This window comes from Amorphoplanes friuliensis DSM 7358 (assembly GCF_000494755.1).
In the GTDB taxonomy this organism is placed as follows: domain Bacteria; phylum Actinomycetota; class Actinomycetes; order Mycobacteriales; family Micromonosporaceae; genus Actinoplanes; species Actinoplanes friuliensis.
Genome location: NC_022657.1, coordinates 7,252,305 through 7,267,039 on the forward strand (window position 1 = coordinate 7,252,305; position 14,735 = coordinate 7,267,039).

Below are 14,735 nucleotides of genomic sequence, written 5' to 3' on the forward strand. Positions count from 1 at the left end.
ATTCCGTGCGACGTGCCGGGCTTTTTACCTGCTCGCAATATAACAATTCTGAATATTGTGACGGGGAGCACCAAAGACCAATTCGGGGAATCACCGCTGGGCCCGGAAACTTGTCGTACCTGTGTCGGACGCTGTACTCGCCCGACCCAGACGACGGATGGGACCCACTTTCATGACCCAGGCGCCCGAACGCCTCGAAGCACCGACGGCGGCGCCGACGCCCGGGGAGCTCATGTCTTCTCGCGCGAGGCTGCAGCTCGTGCTGGTGCTCGGCTTCCTCATCGCCCTCGGCCCGCTCACCATCGACATGTACCTGCCGTCGCTCCCGACGATCACGGACGACCTGCAGACCACGGCCGCGGCGGTGCAGCTCACGCTCACCGGCACGCTGGCCGGTCTCGCGCTGGGCCAGCTGCTGATCGGCCCGGTCTCCGACGCGGTCGGACGCCGCGCGCCGCTGCTCGCCGGTGTCGCCGTGCACATCCTGGCCTCGGTCCTCTGCGTCATCGCCCCGAACCTCGCCGTCCTCGGCACGCTCCGGGTCCTGCAGGGCCTCGGTGCCGCCGCGGCCGCGGTCGTCGCGATGGCCATCGTCCGCGACCTGTTCACCGGGTTCGCCGCGGCGAAGCTCCTCTCCCGCCTGATGCTCGTCATGGGCGCGGCGCCGATCCTCGCGCCCACCCTCGGCGGCATCACCCTCAACTGGACGTCCTGGCGCGGCGTCTTCGTGGTGCTCGCCCTCTTCGGCGTCGCGATCCTCACGGTGACCGCACTGGCGCTGCCCGAGACGCTGCCCGTCGAGCGGCGCCGCAACGGCGGTGTCGGGGGCACGCTCCGCGACTACGGCCGGCTCTTCACCGACCGCACCTACCTCGGGCTGATCCTGGTGGCGGGGCTCGCGATGGCGGCGCTCTTCGCGTACGTGTCGGGCTCGTCGTTCGTCTTCCAGGACCAGTACGGCCTGACGCAGCAGCAGTTCGGCTTCGTCTTCGGCGCCGGCGCGGTCGGCCTCATCACGGCCACGCAGCTCAACGTGCGGCTGCTGCGCCGCTGGTCGCCGTCGCAGATCCTGATCTCCGCCCTCGCCGGCGGCGCGGTCGCCGGCCTGGTCCTGCTGCTCTTCGCCGCAACCGGCTTCGGCGGCCTGATCGGCGTCCTCGTGCCGCTCTGGGTGGTCCTCGCCTCGGCCGGCCTGGCCCTGCCGAACGCCCCGGCCCTCGCCCTGTCCCGCCACGGCGAGGCGGCCGGCACCGCCGCGGCCCTGCTCGGCGCCGTGCAGTTCGGCGTCGGCGCCCTGGCGGCCCCGCTGGTCGGCGTCCTCGGCACGGGCGCAACCGGGATGGCGTTTGTCATCGCCGGCGGCATGCTTGCCGCCAACGTCGTGCTCCTCGTGGTGGTCCGCCCGTGGCGGCTGCCGGTCGAGGCCGGCGAGCCCGCCGTGGCCGTCGCCCACTGACACAAGGCTGTAACGCACCGGGGTTTCGCCAGGTCTGGCGGAACCCCGGTCGTGTACGCAAGGATCCGTCCATGCGTGATCTCTCCCGCCGGTGGGCCTGGCTCGGTGTGCTCGTCATCGGCCTCGTGCTCTACGTCATCGTTCTGCGCACGCTGGTCCGGACCCAGAACCCGAACTTCATCCCGTCGCTGCTGCTGCTCGGCGCGACCGTGGTTCCGCTGGCCTTCCTGACCTTCGCGCAGGCCCGCACCGGCCGCTGGCAGGTGCCGGCGTCCGCACTGGTCACGGCGGCGTTTTTCGGCGGGGTCATCGGGGTCGTCGTCGCGGGCACCCTCGAGTACGACGCGCTGCGCGGCCTCGGCGCCCTTCCGATGGTCTTCGTCGCGCTGATCGAGGAAACCGCGAAGATGATCGTGCCGGTCATCCTGCTCTTCCTGCTGCTGGCCCGGCACGGACGACGGCTGCCCTCCGACGGGCTCGTCATCGGTGTCGCGTCCGGCATGGGCTTCGCCGCGCTGGAGACGATGGGCTACGGCTTCACCGCACTGCTGTCCTCGCAGGGCAACATCTCCACGGTCCAGGAGACACTCTTCGTCCGCGGCCTCACCGCACCGGCCGGGCACACCGCGTGGACCGGTCTGACCTGCGGCGCGCTCTGGGCGCTGATCGCCAGCCCATCCGGCAAGAAGGTGCTGGCGTTCATCGGCACCTTCATCGGCGCGGTCGCGATGCACACCGCCTGGGACACCTTCGGCGGCGTGATCCCGTTCATCATCCTGGCGGTCCTGAGCCTGGGCTGGCTCTTCCTCGCCCTCCACCGCTACCGCGCCTTCGCGGAGCACAACACCTTCGCACCGCGCGAAGCGCTGGCAATTTAGGGTCTGCGTGCCTGCGGCGAGGGTCCAGGTTTCGCCCGCGCAGCGGGAGCTGGGCGGGCCGACCTCAGTTGGGCTGGACTCGGCCTCGTTTCCAGTAGCCCATGAAGGCGACGGCGCGGCGGTCGACGCCGCGTTCGGTGACCAGGTGGCGGCGCAGCGAGACCACGGGGCCCGCCTCGCCGGCGAGCCAGGCGTAGAAGCCGCCGGCGGGGTTCTCGGGCACGTCCCAGACGTCGCCGTCCTCCTGCTCGACGACGTCGTCGAGGGCGCCGGGCGGGGCGACGCGGTCCAGCTGCTCGCGGAGCACGGGCTCGAGCCGCTCGCCCCGGCTGCGGACGAGCCAGGTGATCTCGGCGGGACCGGCGATGGGCAGGCAGTCGTCGGGGAAGGGCACCTCGAGGAAGGCCCGGGCCGGGCGGTCCAGCCTCTCCAGGATCGAGGAGGCGGCCGGCAGGGCCGTCTCGTCCGCCGCCAGCAGCAGCCGGGTCGCGTCCGCGGGCGGGCGCCAGGCGACGTCGGTGACCGGGTGGCCGGGCGTGGCGCTGATCATCACGATGCGATCGCCCACCGAGGCCCGGCCCGCCCAGCGGGACGCCGGGCTGGCGTCGCCGTGCAGGACGAAGTCGACGTCCACCTCGAGCGACTCCGGGCGGAAGGCCCGCACCGTGTAGACGCGCAGTGGCGCCCAGGAGTCCGTGGGGCCGGAACGCCAGGCGGCCATCCAGTCCGCCTCGCGGGCGAACGCGTCGCAGTCGGCGCCCTCGGGCATGAAGATCAGGCTCATCCGCTGGTCGTAACCGTGGTGGTCGAAGTCGATCAGTGAGTCACCGGACAGGGTCACCCGGACGAAGGTGCTGCTCAGCCGCCTGACGCCGGCCACGCGGAGGGAAAACGGCTGGTACGGCTGGGTGGTGCGGGCGGCCGCCGGGGCAGTCGTCGTCATGACCGGTCCGTTCGGTGAGGGGAAGCCAACAAAGCTAAGGCTACCCTTACCTATTCCCGCCGCTCCAGTGCCATGCCCTCCCGGCAAAAAGTGTCCGCGCCCGGTCCGCCAGCATCGGGGACCCGCACTCCTCCGCGAGCTCCAGGCCGTCGCGCAGCACCCGGCGCGCCTGAGGACGGCGGCGCGCGGCGTTCAGGAGGGCGCCGTGGTCGACCAGCGCTGTCGCCAGCTCAAAACGCCGCGGTGTCCCCTGCAGCACCCGGATCGCCTCCTCGGCGGAAGCGAGCCCGGCAGCGCCACCCCGGATCTGTCCCTGGATGCGCAACGCCCGGCCGAGAGCCGACGCCAGCCCGTGCCGCCGGGTCAGGGTCACCTCCTCGGCCGCCAGCCGCTCGGCCGCCTCGCCCGCGCCGAGACCGGCCAGCACCACGGAGGCGGCCGACCGCCACGGCAGCACACCGGGATGGTCCGAGCGCCGCACCGCGAGACGTTCACCGCAGCGGTAGAGGTCGGCCAAACCCTCGCCGGGCCGCGCCACCGCGGTGTGCAGGCGACCGCGGACGTACCGGAGAAGGAGGAACTCGGGGTGGTCCGGCAGCTCGCCGCCGAAGCCCGCCGGCCCGAGCAGACCGTCCGCGAGCTCCAGCTGACCGAGATCGAGGAGGACGGCGATGCGACGCGACATCAGCAGCGCGGCGGCCGGACCCGCAGGATCGGCGCCGGAAACCGCGAGGAGCTCGGCGGCGGCCTCCGCGTCGCGGACGGCATCCGCCAGCCGGCCCTGCCGCCGCGCCACGGAACTGCGCTGCGAGTAGGCCATCACCAGACCGGCCGCGGAGCCGAAACGGCCGGCGACGTCGATCGCCAGGGTGCAGCCGGAGTGGGCCGCCGCCAGGTCGTCCGCGTCCGCCAGCCGGCGGAGGGCATGGAGGTAGCGCGGCAGGTCGTCTGCACCGGCCGGCGGCGCCAGAGGCACCGGGCGACTGTCCGGGGGGACGGTGCCGTTACGCGGGGTGAGTTCCCGGCCGGGGTCCGCCAACCCCGGCCGTTCGTCACTGACGGTCATACAAGCTTGTGTACCCTTCCGGCCGCTCGAGCCACCATCGATCGGTGCTCGATCCTTCGTGGACCCCGAGGTTGTGCCGAGCGGGCCGGGCTGCACAATGCGGCATGCGCAGTCCGACTCAACGCGACCTCGACAATCGCACGATCGACGACCTTCTCGCACCTGTCCTGGGGGCGAATGTCGCCGAAGCAGCAGAGTTGTCCGGTGGCGGGTACGCGGCGGTGTGGCGGGTCAGGCTCACCGACGGCCGCGACGTCGTCGTGAAAGTCGGTCCGCCGGCGTCGGCACGGCTGCTCCGCTACGAGCGTGGCCTGGTCGAGGCCGAGGGCGACTACTTCCGGCTGGTCCGGTCGGGCGCTCCGGGCGTACCCGTGCCGGAGGTGGTGCACGTGGGTGCGGACTGGATCGCCACGACCCTGCTGCCCGGCACACCGCTGACCGAGATCACGGACACCACCGGCGTACGCGAGCAGCTCGGCACCGCAGTCGCCCAGCTGCACCGGATCACCGGGCCGCACTTCGGCTACACCGGCGACCGGCCGCGGGCGGACGACTGGCCCACGGCGTACGGGAGGATCCTCGAGGCTCTGCTGGCTGACGCGGCCGACTGGGACGTGCCGCTGCCTCCGGGGATCGGTGAGCTGGCGACGCGGCACGCGGCGAACCTGGCCACGGTCACCCGGCCGGCGCTGCTGCACTTCGATCTGTGGGACGGCAACGTGCTGGCCGTCGACGGGCGGCTGACCGGTCTGGTCGACGGCGAGCGGTACCTGTGGGGCGATCCCCTGCTCGACCTGGTCTCCCCCGCCCTGTACCACCGGATCGAGGACGAGCCGGAGCACCCGTTCCTGCGGGGATACACCGCCGCGACCGGGCTGGTGCTCGACGACGCCGCGCGGACCCGTCTCGCGCTCTACCGGGTGCACCTGCACACGTTGATGCTGGCCGAGGGACCGAGCCGCGGGATACCGGCCGGCGGCGAGCGACACGTCCGCCTCACCGGTCTGCTCGAGGACGAACTGCGCAACCTGTGACGCACATGCAAGGCTGATCGGGTCGACGGCCTGGCAGTTGCGGCCCTAGTCTGGTCAGGTGACGACCTACCGGATCGGCGAGGCAGCCGACCTGCTCGGGGTCAGCGTCGACACCGTGCGGCGCTGGATCGACGCCGGCCGGCTCGCCGCCGATCGTGACGACCACGGCCACCGCAGTGTCGGCGGCGCCGACCTGGCCGCGTTCGCCCGGTCCCTGGCCGACGACCCCGGCTCGGGATCCAGCCGCTCCTCGGCCCGCAACCGGCTGCGCGGCATCGTCACGGCGATCACCCGCGACGCGGTGATGGCCCAGGTCGACATCCAGGCCGGACCGTTCCGGGTGGTGTCGCTGATGAGCCGCGAGGCCGTCGACGACCTCGGCCTGGAGGTCGGCTCGACCGCGGTCGCCGTGATCAAGTCCACGACGGTGGTCGTGGAAAAAGGGGACGACAGATGAAGGCACGACTCCTCGCCGCGGTCGCTCTCGCTGCGGCCCTCTCCATGACCGGTTGCGGCGGCAGCGCCCTGAACGACGACTCCCCGGCCGGTGGCGGCTCCTCCGCCTCGGGCCCCGCCGGCAGTTCGGCCGCCGGCCCGATCACCGTGCTCGCGGCTGCCTCACTGACCGAGTCGTTCGACCGGATCGGGACCCTCTTCGAGCAGATCAACCCCAACCTCGACATCACCGTCTCGTACGGCGGCAGCTCCGGACTCGCCACGCAGATCACCTCGGGTGCGCCCGCCGACGTGTTCGCCGCGGCCAGCCCGGCCACGATGGCAACGGTGACGGACGCCGGTGACACGACGGGCACCCCGGCGACGTTCGCTCGGAACCAACTGGTGATCGCGGTCCCCAAGGGCAACCCGAAGGGGCTGACCTCACTCGGAAAGCTGGCCGGCTCCGGCATCAAAGTCGCGCTCTGCGCCGAGCAGGTGCCGTGCGGCGCGGCCGCCAAAAAGGCGTTGGACGCCGCGGGCGTGAAGCTCACGCCGGTCACCCAGGATCAGGACGTCAAGGCGGCGCTGGCCAAGCTGAAACTCGGCGAGGTCGACGCTGCACTGGTCTACCGCACCGACGCCAGGTCGGCCACGGCCGATGTCGACGGTGTGGAGTTCCCGGAGTCCGCCGAGGCCACCAACGACTACCCGATCGTGGCCCTCAAGGACGCACCCAACCCGGCGGGCGCGGCCGCGTTTGTCGCGTTCGTGCAGACCCCCGAGGCACAGCAGGTCCTCACCGACGCAGGGTTCCAGAAGCCCTGAGCCGCCGGACCCGCTCACGAGCACCGCTGGCCCTGGCGATCCCCGCGATCGCCGGGCTGGCGTTCCTCGTCCTGCCCCTGGCCGGGCTGTTGATCCGAGCGCCGTGGTCGACGTTGCCGCAACGCCTCACCGAGCCCGGCGTCCTGGCGGCACTGCGGTTGTCGTTGTTCACCGCGACTGTGGCCACCGTGGTGTGCCTGCTGCTGGGCGTACCTTTGGCTTGGCTCCTGGCCCGGGTCACCTTCCCGGGCCGCAAGCTGATCCGTGCGCTGGTCACCGTCCCCTTGGTCCTGCCTCCGGTGGTCGGCGGCGTAGCGTTGCTGCTGGTCTTCGGCCGGCGCGGACTGGTCGGCGAGTGGCTCGACACGACCTTCGGCTTCAGCCTGCCGTTCACCACAACCGGCGTCATCGTGGCCGAGGCCTTCGTCGCGATGCCGTTCCTGGTGATCAGCGTCGAGGGTGCCCTGCGCGGCGCGGACGCCCGCTTCGAGGAAGCCGCAGCAACACTCGGCGCGAGCCGATGGACAGCCTTCCGCCGGGTCACGCTGCCACTGATCGGCCCAGGTGTCGCCGCCGGTGCGGTGCTCTGCTGGGCCCGGGCGCTGGGCGAGTTCGGTGCGACGATCACGTTCGCGGGCAACTTCCCCGGGCGTACGCAGACAATGCCCCTCGCCGTCTATCTGGCGCTGGAACAGGATCTGGACGCGGCGATCGTGCTGAGCCTCGTCCTGCTCGTGGTCTCGGTCCTCATCCTGGCCGGACTCCGCGACCGCTGGCTGGGCGCGACATGAGCCTCGACGCGCACCTGGTCGTCCGCCGGCCGGGCTTCACGCTGGACGCCGCCCTGGCCGCGGAGGCCGGCGAAGTCGTGGCACTTCTCGGCCCGAACGGCGCCGGCAAGACCACTGCCTTGCGCGCCCTGGCCGGGCTCATCGCCCTGGACGACGGCCACATCGTCCTCGACGGTGAGCAACTGGACGACCCCGCCGGCCGCAGGTTCGTCACGCCCGAGCACCGCCGCATCGGTGTGGTGTTCCAGGACTACTTGCTCTTCCCGCACCTGTCAGCGCTGGAGAACGTCGCGTTCGGGCCGCGCTGCCGTGGTGTCGCCCGGGCCGACGCCCGCGCGCTCGCCGACGAATTGCTCGACCGGGTCGGCCTCGCTGAGCATGTTCGAAAGAAGCCCCGCCAGCTCTCGGGTGGTCAGGCCCAGCGGGTGGCTCTGGCCCGGGCGCTGGCCACTTCGCCGCAGTTGCTGCTGCTGGACGAACCGCTCGCTGCGCTCGACGCACGCACCCGTCTCGAGACGCGTGCTCAGCTGCGGGGGCACTTGAGCGGGCATCGCGGTCCGACCGTGCTCGTCACTCACGACCCGTTGGACGCGATGATGCTCGCCGACCGGCTGGTTATTCTTGAGGACGGGCGGGTGGTCCAGACCGGTGACGCCGCGGCCATCACGTCACGGCCCCGCACGGATTACGTGGCCCGGCTCGTCGGCCTCAACCTCTACCGGGGTCACGCTTCGGGCGTTCAGGTTCGGGTCGGTGGGGACTTCATGCTGACCACTGCTGCTGCGCATGAAGGGGACGTTTTTGTGGCTTTCCCGCCTTCGGCTGTGGCACTTTACGGCGTCCGGCCGGATGGCAGCCCGCGCAACACGTGGCAGGCGACGGTGTTGAATTTGTCCCGGCACGGGGATGCGTTGCGGGTCGAGCTGACCGGTCCGATTCTGGTGGCTGCCGACGTGACACCGGCTGCAGCTGTCCATCTTGGACTGGAGCTGGGGCGGACGGTCTGGGCGAGCCTCAAGGCCACCGAGGCGACGAGCTATCCGGCCTGAGGCGTGCTGCTGCACCCGGTGGTTAGTAAACGCTCACCAACTCGGTGGCGGCGCTGCCGCGGGCAGCGCCGCGCCGGCTCATCTAGTTCCACGCTGGTTCACGCAGCGCCACGCCGGCTTATCGGGGGCCGGGCCTCGCTCGCTCGGCAAACCCGAGCCGGCCCGCCCTCCCCCGGTTAGTAAACACTCACCAACCGAGAGCAAAGTCGACTCACTCAACTGAGGCACCGACGCACTCAGGGCCGCGCCCGTTCACCCGGCGAATGCGCACCGACTCACCAGCGCCGAAGCCGGGCTCATCCCGGTTAGTAAACACTCACCAACCGGAAGCAACGTCCAGCTCTCTTCAGCCGAGACACCAGCCCACTCAAGGCCGCACTCGCCCGCCCGGCAAATGCGCGCCGGCCCACCGGCACCGAAACCCAGCTCCAGCTCCAGCTCCAGCTCCAGCTCCAGCTCCAGCTCCAGCTCCAGCTCCAGCTCCAGCTCCAGCTCCAGCTCCAGCTCCAGCTAGTAAACACTCACTAACCCGGAACACCGTCAGCCCGCTGAGGCGCCAGCTCACGCAGGTCCGTGGCCACCCACCCGGGCGAACACGCGCCGCCACCGGCACCGAAATCCAGCAGCCCACCCCGGTTGGTAAACACTTACTAACCGGGGAAGGCGTCCAGCTAACCGGGGAAGGCGTCCAGCTCACTCGCTGCCCACGCCGGCCGGCCGCGGAGCGAGCACCCCGCGACCGGCCAGGTGACGTCAGGCAGCCGGCAGCTCGTAAGCCCCAGCGTCAGTCCCCGTCCCAGCAGTGCGCGCGACGTGGTCCAGGTCCCAAGTGCTGCCGTAAGCCGACACCCCGCGGTCCTTCGCCGGCGAGCCCGCCCGCAGGTGATAATCACCCGAGCCGACAAACAGCGGGTCCGCTGTCACCGACGTCGGCGCGATCCCCTGGCCGGTGTTGGCGTCCGACCAGATGTCGTTTCCCCAGGCACCGGGCCGGTAGACGTTGTGGCCTTCGTCGATCTTCTGGTCGCCGCTCCAGCCCGCATAGTCCGCCTGCACGATGTTGTTGTGCAGGAACGCGGTAGCACCGGTCCCGACGACAACACCCTTGGAATCAGCGCCGAGCAGTACAACGGTGTTGTTGAACATCCGCGTGTTCAGCACCGGGCCGAACTTGCCGTTGCCCTGGGCGTTGAAGCCGATTGCTTCGTCGATCCCGGCGTTCGCGGCGATCAGGTTGTTGTGGAAGGTCGTGTTGCGGGTTTCCGCGTGGCCGATCTCGGAGAACGTCTGGTTGTCGATCGACCGGTTGTGGTGCACCACGGTGCCCACCGCGCCGTAGATTTCCACGGCTGAGCCGTCCTCGTCGAAGTCGGCGGAGGGGCCGATGTTGCCGCTCATGGTGTTCTCGTCGATCTCGACGCCGTGGGCTTTCAGGACGACCACGCCGCTGGCGCCGTAGTCGTCGGTGGATCCTTGCGCCTTGCCCAGGCCGTCCGGGTTGATGACGGTCTTGTTGTCGACCAGGCGGCTGGCGGTCAGGTGCAGCCGGTCGGCGCCGTCCTCGGCCTGTACGCCGATCGCGTTGCCACTGGCGGTGATCCGCTGGACCAGGGCATCCGCGCCGAACACGCGCATGCCGATCTTGTATTCGTCGCCGGCGTTGCGGACCTGGATGTCCTGCACGGTCACGAACGGGGCGTTGACAACCACCGGGTAGCGCTGACCTTCGCCGTCGAAGATCGGGTCGGTGTCCGTGCCGTAGGCGCCGTAGGTCACCCGTGCGGTGGTGTTGCCGGGTTGTCCCGCGGTGAGCGTCTCGCCGGTGAAGGTCTGCCCGCTCTTGAACAGCACCGAGTCGCCGGGTGCCAGCGTGGCGTCGTTGACCCGGCCGATGGTCTGCCACGCGGCGTCGGCCGACGTGCCGGCGTTGGTGTCGTCACCGTCTGCAGCGTCGACGTAGTACGTGCGGCCGGGCACCGCCGACGCGAAGCTGACGTGGTCGACGAACAGTTCGCGCGCACCGCACGTGGCGGCGTTGTAGTACGGGTTGGTGAAGTCGATGCGCACGGTATGGGGGCCGGCGGCCCAGGTGCCGCGGAACGGGATGGTCGTCCAGTTGGTCGGCTCGACCGTGGCGGTCTGCACAAAAACGCCGTCCACGTGGACACGGATCCACGGGGGTTCGGCGCCGCACAGTTCCTGCCGGACGCGGACCCGGACCGCCGTCGCCGGGGCGGTGGTCGTGACGGGCACCTCGAGGCTTGCGCGGTCCCAGATCTCGGCGGCGTGGCCGCCGCCGGCCGTGACGTCGGCCGGGAATGCGCCGTTGGCCGCCGGTGTGATCCGGCCGGTCTCGGCCTCGCCGCGCGCGTCGGCGAAGGCTGCCGTCGGCGGCACAAGGAACACCGCGCCCGCCGTGGCCAGGACGGTAGAAACCACAGTGGACATGGTTGATTTAAAAGGCAAGACGATTCCCCCGTGATCGGTCGCAGTAAATGCGAACAGCCCGGAGTTTCGCACACACGGCCGGCCGGGTGTCGATCACACCCGGCCGGCCACCTACCTCAGTTGGCGGTGAAGGTGTAGCTGCCCGAGGGCAGCGTGTAGGACGCCGTGCCGCCCGCGTATCCCTGGGCGACAGCCTCAGCCGGAGCTGTGACGGCCGCCGCGGAAGACGCCGGGACCTTGACCGTTGCTGTGGCGTTAGGCGGGACGACCACCTTCAGCGTCAGCGTGGAGCCGCTGCGGGTCCACTCCGAGCGCGTCTGCCCGTACCCGGTGAGGAGCGAGGCGGTCGCGGAGGTGAGTGTGCCGCCGGGTTTGGGGGCGATCAGCACCTGCTTGTATCCGGGTGCGGCCGGGCCGACGCCGCCGACCGTGCGGTAGAGCCAGTCGCCGACCGAGCCGAGGCCGTAGTGGTTGAAGGAGTTCATGCCCACGTCCTGGAGGCTCCCGTCGGTGCGGATCCCGTCCCAGCGCTCCCAGATCGTGGTCGCGCCGCGCGAGTTCATGTAACCCCAGCCGGGATAGTCCGGCTGCTGGAGGATCTGGTACGCCGTGGCCGCGTGCCCGTACTCGGCGAGCACGGGCAGCAGATTTTCCACGCCCATGAAGCCGACCGACAGGTGACCGTTGCGTGCGGCCACCTTGGCGGCGAGCTTGTCCGCCACCGCCTGCGTACGGCCCGACGGCACCAGCCCGAACCCGAGCGCGAGCACGTACCCGGTCTGGCTGTTGTTGCCCACGGTCCCGTCGGCCGCGACGAAGCGGTTGGTGAACGCCGCGCCGATCTGGTCGGCGAGGGTGCCGTAGGAGTTCGCCTCCGCCGTACGCCCGGTGGCCGCGGCCATCCGGGAGAGCAGGCGGGCCGACCAGCCGAAGAACGCCGTGCTGGTGACGTCGTTGGGGGTGTTGTCGTCGACGTTGAGCCAGTCCCCGAACGTCTCGTGGTCGCGGATCAGGTCCGCGCCTGAGGTCGACCGGAGGTAGTCGACGTAGCGGGCCATGGCCGCGAAGTGCTGGTCCGCGACGGACAGATCGCCGTAGCGCTGCCAGATCGTGTAGGGCACGATGACACCCGCGTCGGCCCAGCCGGCCTTGCCCGCACCGTCGATGACGGCCGGTGCGACGTCCGTGAACGCGCCGTCGGCCCGCTGGGCGTCGACCAGGTCGTCAGCGAACTTGTCGAGCAGCCCGTGCGTGTCGAAGTTGTAGGTCGACGTCGCCCCGAAGGACGCGATGTCACCGGTCCAGCCGAGCCGTTCGTCACGCTGCGGGCAGTCGGTCGGGATCGACAGCATGTTGGAACGCGCACCCCAGAGGATGTTGTGCTGCAACTGGTTGACGAGCGGGTCGCTGGTGGTGAAGGTGCCGGTCTCGGCGCCGTCGGTCCACGCCGCGAGCCCGGTGAGGCTGTCCGCGGTCGGCGTCCCGGGGAATCCGGTCAGCTCGACGTAGCGGTAGCCGTGCACGGTGAAGTGCGGCTCGAAAACCTCCGCGGCACCCGTGCCGGCCAGCGTGAACGTGTCGGTGGCCTGGGCGGCACGCAGGTTGGCCGTGTAGAGCGTGCCGTCGGCGTTCAGGATCTCGCCGTGCCGCATCGTGATCCGCGTACCGGCCGGACCGGTCGCCCGCAGGCGGTTCCAGCCGGCGAAGTTCTGACCGAGGTCGGCGATCCACACACCCGGTTTCGGCTGCGTGATCGACTTCGGCCGCAGCTCCTGCTGCACGGTCACCCCCGGGTCGACCTGGGCGACCAGCGGCGGCTTGGCGCCGCTGCGGACCGTCACGGCCGTCCCGGCCGCCGACGAGATCCGCGCGTCCTGGTCCTCGCCGTGATACAGGTCGTCAGCGACGATCACGCTGGGTGCCGCGGACCACGAGCCATCGGTACGGATGTCAGCCCGCGTCCCGTCGGTGTACTCGATCGCCAGCTGCGCCGAGTACCACGGAGAAGTCCCGTAGCGCTGGCTTCCGGCAAAGCCGATGTTGCCGGAGTACCAGCCGTTGCCGACCAGCGCGCCGAGCGTGTTGTTGCCCTGCTTGATGCTCGCCGTGACGTCGTATCCGCGGTATTGCAGGCGCTTGTTGTAGTCGGTCCAGCCCGGGCCGAGCCGTTCGGCGCCGACCTTCGCGCCGTTGAGGTAGGTGTCGTGCAGGCCGAGCGCCGTCGCGAAGAGCCGGGCGCGGGCGACAGGCTTCCCGACCGCAAAACCCTTGCTCAGGTACGGCGTGGGATTGGGCACCGTGACCTGCGCACCCCACGGGCCGGCGCCGTACGCGGCGGTCACCTGCGCGGCCGGCCAGGCGCTGTCGTTGAAGCCGGGCTGTTCCCACCCGGACGGCCCGGACTGCGACGCCTTCCACGCGTTGCCGGTGGACACGGTGGTTCCGCCGACGGTCAGCTTGGCGACGATGCTCGCCGGGCTCGCGGTCGTGTTCGTGGCCGCGATCGCGATGGTGTTCGAGCCGGTACGCACCTGCGCGGTCACGTCCACTGTGGTGGCCCGCTTCCAGGCATCGGCGACGCGCCGCGAGGAGCTCACCTTCGCGCCGTTGACCCACACGTCGGCGGTGTCGTCGCCGGTCACGACCAGCGTCGCCTTACCGGTGCTCGCCAGGTCGAACGTACGCCGGAAGAAGCGGTCGGCGGCCGGTGCGCCGCCGGCCGGATCACCCTCGGGGTACCAGATCCACTCGGCGCCGGTGAGGTTCGCGCCACCGGGTGCGCCGATGAACGCGGCCTGCCACTCGGCGCCCGGGTCGAAGTATCCGGTGTCGAAGCGGGCGGACGGGCTCCACGGACTGGGCCGTCCCTGGGCGTCCCAGACGCGGACCCGCCAGTGGTAGGTGCGGTTGCTGGCCAGGGCGGGTCCGGCGTACGCGACGTCGATGCTCTGCCCGGAGGCGATCTGGCCGCTGTCCCACACGTCCGAACCGCCGGCGGTGGTGCCCACGGTGACCTGGTACCGGCCCTGGATCTGCCCCTTGTCGGCGGAGACGAGCCGCCAGCCGAAGCGCGGCTTGCGCGCGTCGATCCCGACCGGGTCGGCCCGGCGTTCGGTGGTCAGACCCGCGAGCGTCACCGGTGAACCGGCGGCGTTGTCGGGCCCGGCGACGTCCTGCCGCCACGGCCCCGCGCCGTACGCGCCGAGGTCCTTCGCGGCCACCCAGCTCTCGGGGACGGAATTTGCGGCCTGCCACGATCCGTCGGTGACGAGGTCGACGGTGCTCGCGGCGGTGGCGACCCGGAGGCGGCCGAGGACGCCGGCCGGTCCGGTGCTGGTGTTGCGCGCTGCCACTTGCAGGGTGTTTGTTCCCGATTTCAATGCGGAGGCCAGATCGACGTACCGGGCCCTCTTCCAGGAGTCCGTGGCACGGGGCGAACCGGCCAGATAGGTCCCGTTGAGCCAGACGTCGACCGTGTCGTCACCCGTGACGACCAGCTGCGCATCGGTGTACGGGCCGGCCGGTGCGGTGAAAGTGCGGCGCAGATAGCGGGTGGCGGCCGGGGCACTCTGCAGCGGATCACCTTCGGGGTACCAGATCCAATGTGCTCCGGTGACGCTGACCGGCGCGGTGACCAGGGCTTTCGGGGCCGGCGGCGCGGGAGCGGCGCTCGCCGGGTGGCTGATCGTGGCGAGCGCGGTGACAACCGCGGCCGCCAGGGCGACGTGTTTTCGGGCAGGGAGGGGTACGGACTTGGCCATGCGGTTCTCCTCGGTGGGGGGAGGTGCCGGCTCGAGCAATCAAAGC

11 protein-coding genes are annotated in these 14,735 nt (G+C 70.8%); 7 read left to right on the plus strand and 4 right to left on the minus strand.

Annotated features, from left to right (window positions below):
* Positions 1-172: 172 nt before the first annotated feature.
* Positions 173-1,456: a multidrug effflux MFS transporter gene (locus AFR_RS33410; protein ID WP_023561247.1), complete on the plus strand. Its 1,284-nt coding sequence runs from the start codon at positions 173-175 to the stop codon at positions 1,454-1,456.
* Positions 1,457-1,527: 71 nt separating this feature from the next.
* A complete protein-coding gene (locus AFR_RS33415) occupies positions 1,528-2,334 on the plus strand; it encodes a PrsW family intramembrane metalloprotease (protein ID WP_023561248.1) in 807 nt (268 codons plus the stop codon).
* A 64-nt stretch (positions 2,335-2,398) separates the two neighbouring features.
* On the opposite strand, the gene AFR_RS33420 is transcribed toward AFR_RS33415, so the two are convergent.
* A complete protein-coding gene (locus tag AFR_RS33420; protein ID WP_023561249.1) occupies positions 2,399-3,277 on the minus strand; it encodes a siderophore-interacting protein in 879 nt (292 codons plus the stop codon).
* A gap of 46 nt (positions 3,278-3,323) precedes the next feature.
* Positions 3,324-4,253 (minus strand): hypothetical protein, encoded by a 930-nt coding sequence (locus AFR_RS33425; RefSeq protein ID WP_148308138.1) that lies wholly within the window; start codon positions 4,251-4,253, stop codon positions 3,324-3,326.
* A 194-nt stretch (positions 4,254-4,447) separates the two neighbouring features.
* On the opposite strand from AFR_RS33425, the gene AFR_RS33430 reads away from it, so the two are divergent.
* Genes AFR_RS33430 through AFR_RS33450 form a run of 5 tightly spaced genes read left to right on the plus strand, consistent with a single transcriptional unit; the run spans position 4,448 to position 8,480 of the window.
* Entirely contained in the window at positions 4,448-5,377 is a 930-nt protein-coding gene (locus AFR_RS33430; RefSeq protein ID WP_041841337.1) for a phosphotransferase, read from the plus strand.
* A 58-nt stretch (positions 5,378-5,435) separates the two neighbouring features.
* On the plus strand, positions 5,436-5,834 hold the full coding sequence (locus AFR_RS33435) for a TOBE domain-containing protein (protein WP_023561252.1): 399 nt from the start codon (positions 5,436-5,438) through the stop codon (positions 5,832-5,834).
* Positions 5,831-6,640 (plus strand): molybdate ABC transporter substrate-binding protein, encoded by an 810-nt coding sequence (modA, locus tag AFR_RS33440; RefSeq protein WP_023561253.1) that lies wholly within the window; start codon positions 5,831-5,833, stop codon positions 6,638-6,640. The genes AFR_RS33435 and modA overlap by 4 nt, the downstream gene beginning before the upstream one ends.
* On the plus strand, positions 6,637-7,431 hold the full coding sequence (locus tag AFR_RS33445; RefSeq protein WP_041843068.1) for an ABC transporter permease: 795 nt from the start codon (positions 6,637-6,639) through the stop codon (positions 7,429-7,431). Before modA ends, AFR_RS33445 begins: the two co-directional genes overlap by 4 nt.
* The gene (locus AFR_RS33450) at positions 7,428-8,480 is read left to right on the plus strand and encodes an ABC transporter ATP-binding protein (RefSeq protein ID WP_023561255.1); all 1,053 of its coding nucleotides are present in this window, start codon (positions 7,428-7,430) and stop codon (positions 8,478-8,480) included. Before AFR_RS33445 ends, AFR_RS33450 begins: the two co-directional genes overlap by 4 nt.
* Positions 8,481-9,233: 753 nt before the next feature.
* Here the strand turns inward: AFR_RS33450 and AFR_RS33455 are convergent.
* Positions 9,234-11,000, minus strand: coding sequence for a carbohydrate-binding domain-containing protein (locus AFR_RS33455; protein WP_148308139.1), 1,767 nt, complete (start codon positions 10,998-11,000; stop codon positions 9,234-9,236).
* A 44-nt stretch (positions 11,001-11,044) separates the two neighbouring features.
* On the minus strand, positions 11,045-14,689 hold the full coding sequence (locus AFR_RS33460) for an alpha-L-rhamnosidase (protein WP_023561257.1): 3,645 nt from the start codon (positions 14,687-14,689) through the stop codon (positions 11,045-11,047).
* Positions 14,690-14,735: the final 46 nt, after the last annotated feature.

Excerpts from the sequence above, each read along its gene's own strand:
- AFR_RS33410 (WP_023561247.1), top strand. The coding sequence starts at position 173 with ATGACCCAGGCGCCCGAACGCCTCGAAGCACCGACGGCGGCGCCGACG.
- modA (WP_023561253.1), top strand. The coding sequence starts at position 5,831 with ATGAAGGCACGACTCCTCGCCGCGGTCGCTCTCGCTGCGGCCCTCTCC.
- AFR_RS33420 (WP_023561249.1), bottom strand. The coding sequence starts at position 3,277 with ATGACGACGACTGCCCCGGCGGCCGCCCGCACCACCCAGCCGTACCAG.
- AFR_RS33415 (WP_023561248.1), top strand. The coding sequence starts at position 1,528 with ATGCGTGATCTCTCCCGCCGGTGGGCCTGGCTCGGTGTGCTCGTCATC.
- AFR_RS33460 (WP_023561257.1), bottom strand. The coding sequence starts at position 14,689 with ATGGCCAAGTCCGTACCCCTCCCTGCCCGAAAACACGTCGCCCTGGCG.
- AFR_RS33430 (WP_041841337.1), top strand. The coding sequence starts at position 4,448 with ATGCGCAGTCCGACTCAACGCGACCTCGACAATCGCACGATCGACGAC.
- AFR_RS33450 (WP_023561255.1), top strand. The coding sequence starts at position 7,428 with ATGAGCCTCGACGCGCACCTGGTCGTCCGCCGGCCGGGCTTCACGCTG.